The organism is Acidobacteriota bacterium, assembly GCA_026707545.1.
GTDB lineage: Bacteria > Acidobacteriota > Thermoanaerobaculia > Multivoradales > Multivoraceae > Multivorans.
The window spans coordinates 164667-179075 of sequence record JAPOWR010000002.1 but is presented as its reverse complement, the minus strand read 5'-3'; the positions used below and the strand labels follow the sequence as shown (position 1 = coordinate 179075).

The following is a 14409-nucleotide window of genomic DNA, read 5'->3' as shown; positions in this document are numbered from 1 at the left end:
TCCGCGCCCTTGGCGACGGCGCGGCGTCCTCAGCCGTACCGCCCCTCGATGTAGGCCGCGGTCTGGCTGTCCGCCGGATTCAGGAACATCGAGGCCGTGTCGCTGTGCTCGATGATCTCGCCGAGCAGCATGAACACGCATTCCTCGCTCGCCCGGCGGGCCTGCGCCATGTTGTGGGTGACGATCAGGATCGTGTAGTCGCCGCGGAGCTTCCAGATCAGCTCCTCGACGGCCTCGGTGCCGGCGGGATCGAGCGCCGAGCACGGTTCGTCCATCAGCAGCAGTCTCGGCTTGACCGGCAGCAGGCGGGCGATGCACAGCTTCTGCTGCTGCTCGAGCGAGAGCTCGGTGCCGCGGCGGTCGAGCGAGTCCTTCAGTTCGTCCCAAAGCAGCACCTCGCGCAGCGCCTCCTCCACGATCCGGTCGCTCTCGACCCTGTTCGGCGGTCGCCCGTCGGGCAGGTGGACACGGGTTCCGAACAGGACGTTGTCCCGCACGGACAACGGCAACGGATTGGGGCGCTGGAAGACCATGCCGACCTGCTTGCGAAGCTGCGCCAGCTCGACCGAAGGATCGAGCACATCGAGGCCCCAGAGCCGGATGCTTCCGGTCGTGCGGACGTAGCCGAGACGCTCGTTAATCCGGTTGATCGACCGCAGCAGCGTCGTCTTGCCGCAGCCGGAAGGGCCGATCAGGGAGGTGATCGCGCCGGCTCGCACCCGAAGATCCACGTCGAGCAGGGCCTGGAAGTCGCCGTACCAGAGGTTCAGCTTCTCGACCAGGATCGCCGCCGAGGCGTCGGCGGCGCCCGGGGTCGCCGGTTCCGCCACGCTCATCCGAACTTCCCTTCGACGTAGGCGGTCGTGCGCGGATCCTGGGCGCCGCCCTCGAACATCACCTCCGTTTCGGTGACCTCGACCAGCTCGCCGGTCAGGAAGAAGGCGGTCCGCGAGGCCAGCCGCCGCGCCTGCTGGACGAGATTCGTGACCAGCACGATCGTCATCTCGGACTTGAGCTCCGCCAGCACCTCTTCGATGCGCATCGTCGTCACCGGATCGACCGCGATCGAGAACTCGTCGAGCAGGAGGATCGACGGGTCCTGCGACAGCGCGCGGGCGATCGTCAGCCGCTGCTGCTGGCCGCCCGAGAGCAGGCTGCCCAGGGAATCGAGCCGGTCCTTGACCTCGTCCCAGAGCGCCGCCCGGCGGAGGCAGCGTTCGACGATCACATCCAGCTCTGCCTTCTTCCGCGTGCCCCGCAACCGGGACGACAGCGCGACGTTGTCGTAGATCGTCAGCGGCAGGCCGACCGGCAGCGGAAAAACGACGCCGATCCGCTGCCGCAGGGCGTAGGGATTGCGCCAACTACGCACGTCCCGACCCTCGACCCGCACGCTGCCGGACACCTCCATGCCCGCCGTCATCAGGTCCATCCGGTTGATGGCGCGCAGAAACGAGGTCTTGCCGCTGTTCGCCGGTCCGATGATGCCGAAGATCTCGTGCGTCGGCACCTGGAGCGTGACGCCGGAAAGCGCCGGCTTGCCGTGGTAGCCGATCGCCAGGTCCTCGACCTCGATCGCGTAGCCTGCTGCCTCGCTCGCCTGGACCGGAACGCTCACCACTTCTTGCGACCCCGCAGGTAGACGCGGAAGGCGATCGAGATCCCGTTCATCGCCAGCACCATGGAGATCAGGACCAGGGCGACGCCGAAGGGCATGTGCTCCGGCACGTCCGGCACCTGGGTCGAGATGACGAACAGGTGCAGCGACATCGCCATCGTCTGGTCGAGCACTCCCTGCGGCAGGAATGGGATGAAGGCCGCGGCGCCAGTGAACATGATCGGAGCCGTCTCGCCCGACGTGCGGGACACTTCCAGGATGACGCCGGTCAGGATGCCGCTGATCGCGTTCGGAAGCACGATCTTGCGGATCGTCTGCCAGCGCGTCGCGCCCATGTTCCAGCAGGCCTCACGGAAGGCGAGTGGCACGGTCTGGAGCGACTCCCTAGTGGCGACGATGACGACCGGCAGGGTCATGACCGCCAGGGTCAGGCTGGCGGCCAGGATGCTCGTGCCGAAGCGGAAGAAGATGACGAAGGCACCGAGGCCGAAGAGGGCGTGGACGATCGACGGCACGCCGGCCAGGTTGATGATCGCCAGGTTGATCGCCCGGGTGAGGCGGTTGTCCGGCGCGTACTCGCTCAGGTAGAGCGCCGCCGCGACGCCGACCGGCACCGAGGCGATCAGGGCGACGACGACCAGCCACACCGTGCCGACCAGGGCCGGCAGGATGCCGCCCGCGGTCATGTTGTTGAGCGGCTGGGTGAACAGGAACTCCCAGGAGATGGCCGGACCGCCCCGGTAGACGAGCACGCCGAGGATCAGAGCGACCGGCAGGATGAGCATGCACGTCATCCACAGGAAGAGGAGCCGGAAGAGACCCTCGACCTTCCGGTTGTTGCGGTTCTGTGCCGTCGCTTCGAACATGGCGCCTCGCTACGGGTTCGCCGACGCGGCCGGCCGGCGGCCCCGGCGGCGGTGCTTGCGCTGGCCTCCCCGCACGAACACGTCGGCGGCGAAGTTGATCGCGAAGGTGACCAGGAACAGGAAGATGCCGAGCGTGAAGAGCGCCCCGTAGTGATCGGAACCGGCGGCGGTCTCGCCGAGTTCGGCGGCGATCGTCGCGGTCAGCGCCCGCACCGAGTCGAAGGGACTCGTCGGCAGGTTGATCGAGTGGCCGCTGGCCATCAGCACCGCCATCGTCTCGCCGAACCCGCGTCCGACGCCGAGCAGCGTCGCCGCGACCAGACCGTTGCGGGCCGCGGGCAGCACGACCTTGAAGGTCACCTGCCAGCGGGTCGCCCCCATCGCCTCGGCCGCCTCCCGGTATGTGTCGGGCACCGCCTTCAACGCATCCTCGGCGATCGTCGTCATGATCGGAGCCGCCATCAGCCCCAGGATGACCCCGGAGTTCAGCACGTTCAGGCCGACGGGCACGTCGAAGACCTGGATGATCAGCGGGTTCATGATCGACAGCCCGATGAACCCCCAGACCACGGACGGGATCGCGGCCAGGAGCTCCACGAGCACCTTCAGCGTCTCGCGCACGCGGCCGGTGGCGAACTCGCCGATGTAGATCGCGGCGCCGAGCGAGAACGGCACGGAGACGACCATGGCGAGTCCGGTCACGGAGGCCGTGCCCGCGATCAGGGCGAGCGCGCCGTACGTCGGGTTGTGGCTCGAGGTCGGCGTCCAGCGCGGTGAACCGAAGAACTCGCGGAAGTCGAAGCGATCGAAGACGAAGCCGGCGCCCTCGCGGGTGATGAACACGAAGATCCCGGCGATGAAGACGATCGCCGACAACCCACCGGCCAGCACGAGAATCTGGACCGCGCGGTCGACCCACCAGGCGGCATCCCGCCGGTCCGCGGCGTGCGCCAGTTCAGGCAAGCCGGCCGCCGGGGAACCAGTGGCGCCGCGTCATTCCCGGCCTGTTCCCGCTCAGGAACAGTCCACGTCGCCGCGCGGCGCGTAACCCTTGTCGTAGATGATGCACTGGCCCTCGTCGCTGAGCACCCAGTCGATGTACTCGCCGATCGCGCCCTCGGGCTCGCCCGCGGTGTACATGAACAGCGGGCGCGCGATGGGATAGGAACCGTCGATCGCGGTCTCGACCGTGGGAGACACGCAGTCGCCGTCCTCGCCTTGCCTGACGCAGGGCATCTTCACGTGGTCATTGGCATAGGCGAGGCCGCTGTAACCGATCGCGCAGGGCGTGTTCTCGACCAGGTCGACCACGTCCTTCGAGCCGTGCATGTCGCGCGAGCCGAGCCGGAAGTCGCGCCGGTCGCCGAGCACCGCCTCGCGGAAGTAGACGTAGGTGCCGGAGTTGTTCTGCCGGCTGACGCGGACGATCTCGTCGCTGCCGCAGCCCGGCACCTCGACGCCGTACTGGCTCCAGGTGTCGATGTCGCCGCCCTCGCCGTAGAGCGCGGCCAACTGCTCCAGCGAGATCTCGTCCAGCGGGTTGTCGGGATGGACGAAGATCGCCAGTGCGTCGTAGCCGACGACGAACTCGATCGGCTCGTTGCCGTTGCCGCGCGCCAACTCGAGCTCGGAGTCCTTCATCTTGCGGCTGGAGTTCGCGATGTCGACCGTGCCGTTGATCATCGCGGCGATACCGGTCCCCGACCCGCCGCCGGTCACCGCGACCGCGGTACCGGGCCTCAAGGCGGCGTACTCCTCGGCCCACGCCTGGGCGACATTGACCAGGGTGTCGGAGCCCTTGTTCTGAATCACGCTGCGGGAGCCGCTACCGCCGCCGCAGGCGGCAACCAGGGCGGCCGCGAGAGCCAGGGTGCATGGGACGAAGGCGGGTCTCGTTGTCAGGTTCTTCACGCCCGCGGAGCGTAGCCGACGGTTCGTGAACAACCCGTAAAGATCCGCGACTCTAGAAGTAAGCCGTCAGGGACGACCAGGCCACCACCGGCACCGCCCCGTACTCACTGCCGAGGACACCGTCGCGGACACCGCGTCCCGTCGAGGCGATCAAGCCCGCGCCAAACGACACGTGGTCGGACACGGACCAGGTGATGCCGGGCTGGAACAGGGCCGAGGAATCCTCCCGGTTGTAGAGCACGGCACCGCTGACGGTCAGTAGCGGGAGGGCCTGCCATCCCAGGGAGATCCCGGCGTAACGCCGGCCGAGCGACACGACTTCGCCCCGCCGCACGCGGTCCGCCTCGGCCAGCCTCGCATAGTCCGCCGCCCCGCCGGCGCCGAAGCCGTTCCAGCTCGCCTCGGCGATCAGGGTCAGTCGCGGCGTCAGGAGGCGGTCGACGCCCACCGTGACGCGCCAGAAATCGCCGCAGCCAAACACGGGGTGGGTGCTCTCCGCATCGCAGCCCGGACTGGTCCAGGAGACTTCGCCGCGCAGGCCGGTGCCGCGGACATCCGCCGAGAAGAAACCGCCGAGGACGAAGTCCCGGTGGAAGCCGCCCACCATGTAGCCGAAGTCGACGCTCGATGGGCCCTCGCCCAGCTCGCTGTGGAAACGGCCGAGCGAGGCGAAGCTGAGGTCGTCCGGCGTGCGCGTTCCCTGGCCGGCGGCGATGACCTCGACCTCGGAAAGATCGCCCACCGGAACGGTGAAGCGGAGTGCGTCGACTCCGGGCTTGTAGTCCCGGTCGATGCGCTGCGGCGCGAACGGCGCGAACAGGTCGAGGACCGGCCAGAAGTAGTTCACCCCCCAGGTGATCGCCTGGCGGCCCAGGACCATCCGGAACCCGGGCCGGTCCCAGCGCAGGTTCAGACGGTCGATCTCCGTCGTTCCGGCCAGATCGCCGCCACTGAAGGAGTCCCGTTCCAGGTCGAAGAATCTCCGCGTACCGCCGGTCGCAATGGAGGTGACGGCGCCGCTTCCGGGCGGCGACGTGGCCTGTGCAAGGCCGTGCACTTCGAAACGGAAGCGATTTCGGGATGAGGCCTGCCAGCGGGAGTCGAGCTTGAGCCGCAGGATCCCGAGTTCGACCCCGCCGGCCCCAGCCGCGGCGCCGTTCTCTTCCGCCGGCTCGCCGTCGCCAGCCAGGTCCGTCTCCTCCAGGACCCGGAAGGCAAAGACGCGTACATCGCCGCCCACCACCGTCTGCGCGGCGGCCGGCGACTCGGTACTGAGCAGCAGCAGCCAGCCGACTGCGGCGAGCCGCAGCAGGTCACCGACGGTCGTCGTTCGCGATCTGTCCATCCACGAGCCGGACCACCCGACGCGCCCGTTCCATGACCTGCGGATCGTGAGTCGAGAAGAGGAAGGTCACGCCCTGCTCCCCGTTCAACTCCTCCATCAGGCCGAGCAGCGTCTCCGCCGTCTCCGAGTCCACATTCGCGGTCGGCTCGTCGGCAAGCACCACGGCCGGGTTGCTGGCGATCGCGCGGGCGATCGCGACCCGCTGCTGCTGCCCGCCCGAGAGCTCCGAGGGCCGCCGGTCTTCCATCCCCTTGAGCCCGACCTGTTCCAGCAGAGCCATCACTCGCTCGCGCCGGGTCGCGGCGTCCACGCCCTGGACCCAGAGCACCATCTCCGCGTTCTCGTAGGCGGTCAGGACCGGCATCAGGTTGTAGGCCTGGAACACGAAGCCGATCCGGTCGCGGCGCAGCTCGCTGAGTTCCTTCTTGTTCAGGCCGCCGAGTTCCCTGCCTTCGAGCACGATCGAACCCGAAGTCGCCGCGTCGAGCGCGCCGATCAGGTTCAGCATGGTCGTCTTGCCGGAGCCGGAAGGTCCGCAAATGACGGTGAACTCGCCCGGCTGGACCTCCATCGAGAGGTCGCGCAGCGCGTGGATGTCGACGCTGCCCTGACGGTAGACCTTCGTGACGTCGCGCAGCGAAATGACCGGTCCTTCCCCCATGTCACACCACCTTGATCGTGTCGACGGGCTGCACCCGGCCCGCGCGCCAGGCCGGATAGATGCCCGAAGCGAGGGTTGCCACGACCGCGAACAGGCAGATCAGCACCGCGTTGCGCGGGAAGATGCCGATCTTGAGGACCGGGTCCAGGCCGACGCCGGCGACCTCCACCGTGCCGCCATAGAACGCGGTCAGGTCGAGGCCCGCCGAGGACAGGTAGAGGTAGGGCCCGATCGTGATCAGGAAGGCGCCGACGAGACCGAGGACCGCCAGCCAGGCGCTCTCCATCATGACCAGCCGGAACAGCCGGCCCGGACTCCAGCCGATCGCGAGCATGATCCCGAACTCCCGCAGCCGCTCCATCACGCTGACGAACAGGGTGTTGAAGATCCCCGCCGCGACCAGCACCGCGATCAGAATCTCCATGACGACCGCCCCGCCGACCTTGAGCGCGATGAACGCCGCCAGTTGCGGCTGACTCGTGTTCCAGGGAAGAGCCGCCACCGACTCGCCCAGTTCCCGGTCCAGCCGGCCGGCGATCCCGCCGCTCCTCCGCTGGTCCTTCAGGAAGACGGCGACCAGCGTCGCCTCGTCCGTTCCGTAGCCGAGCAGGTCGCGCACCGTGCCGATCGGCAGCAGGCAGAAACCGCCGTCGACCGTCGGCGCGTTGGTCCGCAATGTTCCGCGCAACCGTGCAAGGCCGCTAACGATCTCGCCGTTCCTGTCGGTCAGGGTGTAGACCACCTTGTCGCCCAGTTCCATCCCCAGGTTGCTGGCCAGCCTGTGGCCCAGGATCACCCCGTCGCGGTCGCCGGGTTCAAGGGCCGAGCCCTGGTCCAGCGCCTCCAGGATGGACAGGGTCGTCTCGTCCTCGGCCTCCGGGTCGAACGCGATGAAGGCGGCACTGAAGTTCTCGCCCGCCGTGGCCAACATTGTCGGTCCGATGACCCGGTCGACGGCGTGGGCGATGTGACGGGCCTCACCCTCGAGCGCCGCGTCCACCACCTCGTCGCGGACGACGGTGCGGGTCAGCGTCGGCGTATCGAGGTACTCGGGATGCTGAAGGCTGACGTGGCCCCCGCCGAGGCGGGCGGCCAGATCGATCATGTCCTTCCAGTTGCGATCCTGCATCGCCGTGAACACGACCGCCAGGAACACGCCGAAGACGATCGAGCCCATCGTCAGCAGGGTGCGCCGGCGGTTTCGCCACAGGTTGCGCCAGGCCAGGGTAGCGACGTTCGGTCCCTTCATGTTCCTTCCCCTCTCCTCACGCGGTCCCCGTTACTGGTGATGGATCGCCTCGATCGGGCTGATCCGCGCCGCCTTGAAGGCCGGGAACAGGACCGCCAGCCCGACGATGAACAGCAGGATGAAGACCGGCCCGGCGATCGTCGCCGGGCTGACCGCTCCCGTCCAGATCCGGTCCATCGAAACGCCCATGATGGCGGTTCCGCCCAGTTGGCCGACGTCGATCCCCCGTGTGGTGACGAACCAGAGCGTGGGCAGGCTGGCCACCAGCCCGATGGCGATCGCCAGCGCCGCCTGCAGAGCGCCCTCGGTAAGGATGAGCGCCAGCACCCGTCGCGGCGAAACGCCGATCGCCTTCAGCACGCCGAACTCGCGGATCCGCTCGAAGACCGCCATCAGCATCGCGTTCAGGATCATGATCGCGATCACGACGTAGACCACGAAGGCCACGACCTGGACGGCGGCTTGAGCGGAATCGAACATGTTCGCGAGACCCGGCAGGAGATCCCTCCAGCTCTTCACCTCGGCCTCGGGTGCGCTCGCCGCAATGGCCTCCTGGGCCATCTCCCCGGCAGCGTCGAGGGTCTGTCCTTCCCCGCTGCGGATGATGACCTGGTGCGCTCCGTCCTCGAGCGCAAAGAAGCTGCGGAACTGGTTCTCCACGAGGAACACGGTCGCGCGGTCCGTCTCCTCGCTCAGGCTCTGCAGCACGCCCCGGACCCGAAACAGGTCGTTCGCCATGCTGCCGTCGGTCGCCTGGCTGAGCGCGATGAGTTCGTCGCCGACGTCAATTCCAAGCGTCCGTGCGAGCCTGTACCCGAGCACCACGCCGGAGGCATCGGCCGGATCCAGCCACTCACCCCGGTCGAGGCGCTGGTGGACATCGCTCACCTGCGCGTCCCGGTCGGGTCTGAGCCCCTTGAGCAACGCCCCGGTCGACGCGTCGCCCGAAGCGACCAGGGCGCCGCCGAGCAAGCGAGCACTCGACCGCAACCCGGTCTTGTCCAGCGCCTCGAGCACGGCGTCCGGATCCTCGATCCGCTCCCAGATGGAAGGCCGCTCACGGTAGCCGTCGGCGTGGATCTGGAAGTCGCCCAGCTCCACGTCGAGCAGGGTGCTCTCCATGCTGCCCAGCATCCCCTGCATGAGCGACGTGTAGAGCACCATCGCCCACAAGGCCAGGGTCATCGCACCGACCGTGACCAGCGTGCGGCGACCGTTCCGCCACAGGTTGCGCCAGGCCATGCGGAGGATCTTCATCCGGTCGTGCCTTTGGCTATTGCCGCAAGGACCGCAGCGAGAAGGTACCCGCCGGCAGATCGACGTTGAACGCGTGTTCCTCGTAGACGATCTCGGTGAACTCGTCGGCATCGTCCGCCGGAATCACCCGCATCCGCCGCGGCAGCGTCCTGCCGCCCAGCGGACCGAAGTCCTCGTAACGGATCGTGCGCACCAGACGGTCGCGCTCGTCGAAGTACTCGGCCTGGTCGAGCAGCATGTCCTGCGCCCGGAACCGGGCGTCGATCGCGCCCCACACGACCGGAGCATCCGGCAGCGGGATGCAGCGCACCAGCCAATGTCCGGAGCCGTCCGCCGGCCGTTCACGGTAGGCGCACTCAAAGTCCTCGCTGTAGCGGGATTCGTGGACCAGGTCGTCGTTCGTGAAGTGGCTGCCCATCCACGCCGCCTGCATCATCGACCCCGGCACCTTGATCGTCCGGTCGACCTTGGGCAGGTAGTTCCAGATGTTCTGTTCGACCTTGAGTGTGGCCGTGCCGCGCTCCTTCGCCGGTGCTTCGATCCGCACCAGAGCCGTCTCAGTGCCCTCCGAGACGACGTGAAGACGCAACTCACGCTGCCAGCGCTCCGTCTTGATCCGCATCGTGATCCGGCTCTCGCTGGAGTCGCCCCGCATCGCGTCGTCGGTGGCGCGCATCAGCACGTCGAGTGGCGGGTCGGCCGGCTGCGCCGCCGCAACGGCGGCGGAGAGGAGAGAGGCGACCGCCAGTGCGGCACCGGTGCCAACAGGGAGCCTGTTCACGCGGGAAAGCACTATAACAACGGTCTACTCGATGTAGCCGAGCGCCTGGAGCCCGCGGCGGGTGTCCTCGTCCAACTCGACTTCCGGCGCCGGGACCGCGCCGCGTCGCGAGAGTTCCAACTCCTCACGCAGCAACCGGGCCATACGACCAGCCAGGATCGGCCGTTCGCCGGCCAGATCGCGGTGCTCTTCCGGATCTTCCACCCGGTCGAACAGTTGCCGGCTCGGTGCATGTCCGGGACGGCGCAGCTCGATCAGCTTGTAGCGACCGCGCACGAGCGAGGCGGCGGGACGGCGGAAGGTATCCATCGTCGAGAGGATGAGCCGGTCGGAGAGGCCCTCGGACCAATCCGCAGCCGCGGCCGGCTCGGGACCAAGCAGGGGCACCAGGCTGTCGCCTTCGATCCCCGCCCCCGGCTCGCCGCCGGCGATCTCCATCAGGGTCGGCAGCAGATCCGCCTGCTGCACCGGCAGCGCCACGCGCCGGCCCTCCGTCTGGCCCGGCCGGTGGATCAGGAACGGGATGTCGAGCACCTCCCGATGGAGATCCCAGGCGTGGCCGAAGACGCCCCGCTCCTCGAAGGCTTCGCCGTGGTCCGCGATGACCGCGACGAGAGGGTTCCGGCTCCGCTGGTCCAATGCGCGTCGTAGTTCCCCGAAGACGTGATCGTTCCAGGCGATCTCCGCGTCGTAGAGGAGGAACAGCTTCTCCACCGTCGCCGGCGTCGACGGAACGTCCTTGCTGGCGAGCGCCCTCATGTGCGCTGTCGAACCCAGTTCGGGATCGTCCACTGCCGCCGCCAACCGGCTGCGGAACGGTTCCGCCGGCGCGAATGCGGCGTGCGGCTCGACGCCCAGGATCATCAAGAAGAACGGCTGCTCCGGAGAGCGGGCCGTCAGCTCGTCCAGCCAGACGAGCGCCCGCTCCGCGAGTTCGTCCACGTCGACCGCTTCGTACTCGAAACGATCGAAACCCTGCCCGAACCCGGTGCCGCCGGTCACGTTCGCGTTCGCGGAGAAGCCCGCCGTGGCGTATCCGAGTTCCCGCAGCCGCTCCGGCAGGGTGGCGAAGGACTCCTCCAGGCCGTGGTCCAGTTCCCGGATGCCATGGCGTTCGGGCCCCACTCCGGTCAGCAGCGTGGCGACGGCCGGCCGCGTCCACGACGACTGCGCGACCGCGTGTTCGAACACGGTCGAGCGTTCCGCCAGGGCGTCGAAGTTCGGCGATGCCGGCCGGTCGTGACCGTACAGACCGAGCCGGTCGACCCGCAGCGTGTCGACGATCCAGAGCAGGATCGACTCGGGCGGTCGTTCGCCCGCACGCGAAGAGGGCTCCGACGCCGCCGGCGCTTCCATAGGCGCTCGCCCGGCGTTTCGATCCGGCAGCCGCAAAATCCGCGCGTCGGCGGTCAGCCGCGGCCGCCGCAGAACGATGCCTGCCTCCTCCTCACCGGAATCCGCACCTCCCCCGGCGGCGCGCAGCACGAGCCGCGCCGGTTGAACGGGCGCGAACCCGTCGCCGTCGGCCGTGTGCGCCACCTGCTCACCCGCCGGCGGCAGCGGCAGGCGCAGCGGCGGAGTGGACTCCGAGGTGATGGACCCCGTCACTGGCGCCGTACCCTCGAACTCCCACACGATGTCGAGGCTGCTGATGCCCCGAGGAGCGACGCCCTCCCACTGCAACTCGAGCTCGTTCTCCGGTTCCAGGAAGAAGGAAACCTCGCTGGCCGCCGGGATCCAGAGCGTGTCGCCTTCGCCGCGCGCTTCGCCGGCCACTGGGCCATCCCCGAGCGCAATCCAGTCGCAGGCAAACGACAGCTTCCGGGAGTGCCTAGGCGCCTGGACGGCGTCTCCGCTCCCCTCAGGCCGCCCGAAGTACGCCGGGACCAGGGCGAGCCGGTGACTGCCTGGAGTCGCCCGTTCCGCCGGCACGACGAATCCGCCCTCCGTGAAGCCGGCATCGAACTCCAGAGACGCGACCTCCACGTCGTCCCAGAAGACGCCCACGATCTGCGCCTGCGCCCCCGGATAGCGAAACGCGCGGCACCGCATTCGGACCTCCAGTTCCCGCGCCCACGCCAGAAACACACCGACCTCGGAACGCGGCCCGACTGCCCATACGAACGTGGCCCCCCGGGGATCGGTTTCGTTCCAGGACCAGCCACCGACCAGGGCAGCAGCCGCTGAGGGGGTTCCCAGGTCGATCTGCGGCCGCTCCCGTCTGACCTCGGCGTACCGGAACTCCTCGACCAGATCGACTACTTCAACTGGCGTTGCGCGCGGACCACAGCCAGTTAGTCCAACGCCGGCGACTGGCACCAACGCGGCCCACGCCGCCAGTTTCCTCTGCGATCTTCCCCTCAAGCCACGAACTCTGACGCGACGTCCCGAAGCTGTCCAGCCGGTGCGCGCGCACGGTCCTTCCAGTTGGGTAGTCTGCGGAGGGAAGTGCGCGCGAGATGACTGGAGAACCCCCCGGGAGAGGGCTGCAGGCCGGCCTTGCGTCGAATGCGGCACTCCGAAAGGCGTTCACCGTGCTCACGGTCGGATTCGTCTCCGGCATCAGTCTGATCATCGGCGAGGTGGCCCTTGTGAGCCTGGCCTTCTCGGGACAGCTCGCGCCCTACCTGTCCCAGGGCATCGGGCTGATCCTGTTCGGCACCGCCGCCGCCTGCGTGGTGACCGGGCTCAGAAGCGGCTTTGCGGGCGCCGCCGCCGGGCCCACGATGGCGACGATGATCGCCCTCGGGGTGATCGGCGGTTCGCTCACCGCTACCCGTGACGAGCTGCTGCCAACCATGGTCGCGATCATCGTTGTGGGTTCGGTCGCGACGGCGGCCTGCGCTCTCCTCATCGAGCGCTTCCGCCTCGCCAACCTCGTGCGTTTCTTTCCCTACCCCGTTTCGTCCGGCTTCGTCGCGGGCACGGGCGGACTCGCCTGCGTCGTGGCTCTGAGGCTCATGGGCGTGCGGCTCGAGGCCGAAGCGCTCGCATCGCTGTTCGATCCGCTCGTCGTCACGAACTGGGGCGTCGGCGTCGCCTACGGCCTCGGCCTGTACTTCGCCAGCCGCCGCTGGCCCAGCCCCCTGCTGATGCCGGGGAGCTTCATCGCCGGCACGGGCCTCCTGCACTTCGGCATGGCGCGCTTCGGTGTCTCGACCCAGGAGGCGCAGGACAGGGGCCTCCTGTTCGCGGGCATCTCGGGATCGGACCTGTGGCCTCCCATGGCACTCGACGATGCGGCGCGCATCGACTGGAGCGCGGTCGGCCCTCAGATTCCGAACATCCTCGTACTCATCCTGGTGACCCTGCTCTGCACCGCCCTGTACATCGGCGGCATCGAGCTGGCGTCCGGTCGCGAGTTGGACTGGAACCGGGAGTTCGGCGCCGTCGGACTCGGAAGCCTGGCGGCCGGTCTCGGCGGCGCGCCGCCCGGCACGTACGTCGTTCCGACCTCTCTTCGCAACCTGATGCTCGGCGCCGGCCTCAAGTCGACCAGCATCGCGGTGGCGGTGGTGACCGCCTCGCCGCTGATCTTCGGCGACGTCCTGCTCACACTCGTGCCCGTGCCGCTCATGGGCGGGGTCCTGCTGTTCACGGGCGTGGCACTGCTCGACCAGTGGCTGCTGAAGGTCCGCAAGCGCCTGCCGCTGAGCGACTACGCGATCATCCTGGTGATCTTCGTGACGATCCTGGCCCTGGGATTCCTCGAAGGCGTCGCCATCGGCATGCTGATCACGATCCTCTTCTTCGTCGTGCGCCTGAGTCGGGTCGACGTCGTCGACGCAACCTTCTCCCTGCGGGACGAGCGAAGCCATCGCGTCCGCCCGATACCGGACCGGGCGATCCTGCGGGCCGAGGGGTCGCGGGTCCGGGGCTACAGGCTTCGGGGCTACATCTTCTTCGGCGCCGGCTATCCGCTGGCGGACCGGCTCCAGGGGTCACTCGGCGAAGAGCCCAGGCCTGTGTGCATCGTGCTCGACTTCAAGGCTGTATCCGGCCTCGACTTCTCGACCGTCAGCGCCATGTGCCGCTTCATCCTGGCCGCTCGCCGCGCCGGCACCCGGGTGGTCATGAGCAGGGCCCCCGCCACGCTCGAAAAGGAGCTGCAGCGGAACCTGCCGCCGCCGGTGTTCGGCAGCGTCGTCTTCGCTCCGGATGACGATCAGGCGCTGGAACACTGCGAGGACGTGCTGATCTCCTCCTACGAGCCGCCCGACGACGCGGAAGGCGGAGAGCCTTCCCTGCTGGAGACCGTGGGCGCCGACATGGAGCGTCACCTCGACCGGCAGGTCCTCTTCGAGGAGCTGGTCGGCGATCTCCGGGACTGGCTGGACACCCGGGAGCACGCCGAGGGCGAAACTCTCCTTGCCGCCGGCGAGTCGAACGACACGCTCCAGCTGATCACCGCCGGACGGGCCTCCGTGTTCGACGCAGCCGGCGCGCGCAGCCGCCAACTGGGGCCGGGCGACGCGGTCGAGCCCCGGGCGCCCGTCGCCGCCCCGACAGCGGCGGCCGCGGTCGTCGCCGACGAGCCCTGCACGACAGCGACGCTGACCGCTTCCGCCCTGCGGCTGCTCGAGGAGAGCGACCCGAAGCTCACGGCGAAGCTGTACCGCTACCTGCTGAATGCCGGCGCGCGAACGGCCGACTGAAACGCCTCGCGCAACCGGCGCGCGCGACGCAAGCTCCTAGATTGCGACCCTCCAGGTGAATAGAGT

General features: G+C 68.6%; 12 protein-coding genes. 1 reads left to right on the top strand and 11 read right to left on the bottom strand.

Annotation, left to right across the window (positions count from 1 at the left end; all coding sequences use genetic code 11):
* Positions 1–29: 29 nt before the first annotated feature.
* The 11 genes from OXG83_12935 to OXG83_12885 are packed head-to-tail and all read right to left on the bottom strand — an operon-like array spanning position 30 to position 11740.
* Positions 30–836 (bottom strand): phosphate ABC transporter ATP-binding protein, encoded by an 807-nt coding sequence (locus tag OXG83_12935; protein MCY3965934.1) that lies wholly within the window; start codon positions 834–836, stop codon positions 30–32.
* Entirely contained in the window at positions 833–1618 is a 786-nt protein-coding gene (locus OXG83_12930) for an ATP-binding cassette domain-containing protein (GenBank protein ID MCY3965933.1), read from the bottom strand. Before OXG83_12930 ends, OXG83_12935 begins: the two co-directional genes overlap by 4 nt.
* Entirely contained in the window at positions 1615–2484 is an 870-nt protein-coding gene (gene pstA, locus OXG83_12925) for a phosphate ABC transporter permease PstA (GenBank protein ID MCY3965932.1), read from the bottom strand. Before pstA ends, OXG83_12930 begins: the two co-directional genes overlap by 4 nt.
* Positions 2485–2493: 9 nt before the next feature.
* Positions 2494–3447: a phosphate ABC transporter permease subunit PstC gene (pstC, locus tag OXG83_12920; GenBank protein MCY3965931.1), complete on the bottom strand. Its 954-nt coding sequence runs from the start codon at positions 3445–3447 to the stop codon at positions 2494–2496.
* Between the two features lie 51 nt (positions 3448–3498).
* Positions 3499–4395 carry a phosphate ABC transporter substrate-binding protein gene (locus OXG83_12915; protein MCY3965930.1) on the bottom strand — a complete coding sequence of 299 codons (897 nt, stop codon included), beginning with the start codon at positions 4393–4395 and terminating at the stop codon, positions 3499–3501.
* 52 nt (positions 4396–4447) lie between these two features.
* Complete coding sequence (locus OXG83_12910) at positions 4448–5740, bottom strand: hypothetical protein (GenBank protein MCY3965929.1); 1293 nt, start codon at positions 5738–5740, stop codon at positions 4448–4450.
* On the bottom strand, positions 5709–6401 hold the full coding sequence (locus OXG83_12905; protein ID MCY3965928.1) for an ABC transporter ATP-binding protein: 693 nt from the start codon (positions 6399–6401) through the stop codon (positions 5709–5711). The genes OXG83_12910 and OXG83_12905 overlap by 32 nt, the downstream gene beginning before the upstream one ends.
* A 1-nt stretch (position 6402) precedes the next feature.
* A complete protein-coding gene (locus tag OXG83_12900; GenBank protein MCY3965927.1) occupies positions 6403–7650 on the bottom strand; it encodes an FtsX-like permease family protein in 1248 nt (415 codons plus the stop codon).
* A gap of 30 nt (positions 7651–7680) precedes the next feature.
* Entirely contained in the window at positions 7681–8907 is a 1227-nt protein-coding gene (locus tag OXG83_12895) for an ABC transporter permease (protein MCY3965926.1), read from the bottom strand.
* A 16-nt stretch (positions 8908–8923) separates the two neighbouring features.
* Positions 8924–9688, bottom strand: a complete 765-nt coding sequence (locus OXG83_12890; protein MCY3965925.1) for an outer membrane lipoprotein-sorting protein — start codon at positions 9686–9688, stop codon at positions 8924–8926.
* A 24-nt stretch (positions 9689–9712) separates the two neighbouring features.
* On the bottom strand, positions 9713–11740 hold the full coding sequence (locus tag OXG83_12885) for a sulfatase (protein ID MCY3965924.1): 2028 nt from the start codon (positions 11738–11740) through the stop codon (positions 9713–9715).
* Between the two features lie 407 nt (positions 11741–12147).
* Here OXG83_12885 and OXG83_12880 point away from each other — a divergent pair, with 407 nt between their 5' ends.
* Complete coding sequence (locus OXG83_12880; protein MCY3965923.1) at positions 12148–14343, top strand: SulP family inorganic anion transporter; 2196 nt, start codon at positions 12148–12150, stop codon at positions 14341–14343.
* Positions 14344–14409 lie beyond the last annotated feature (66 nt).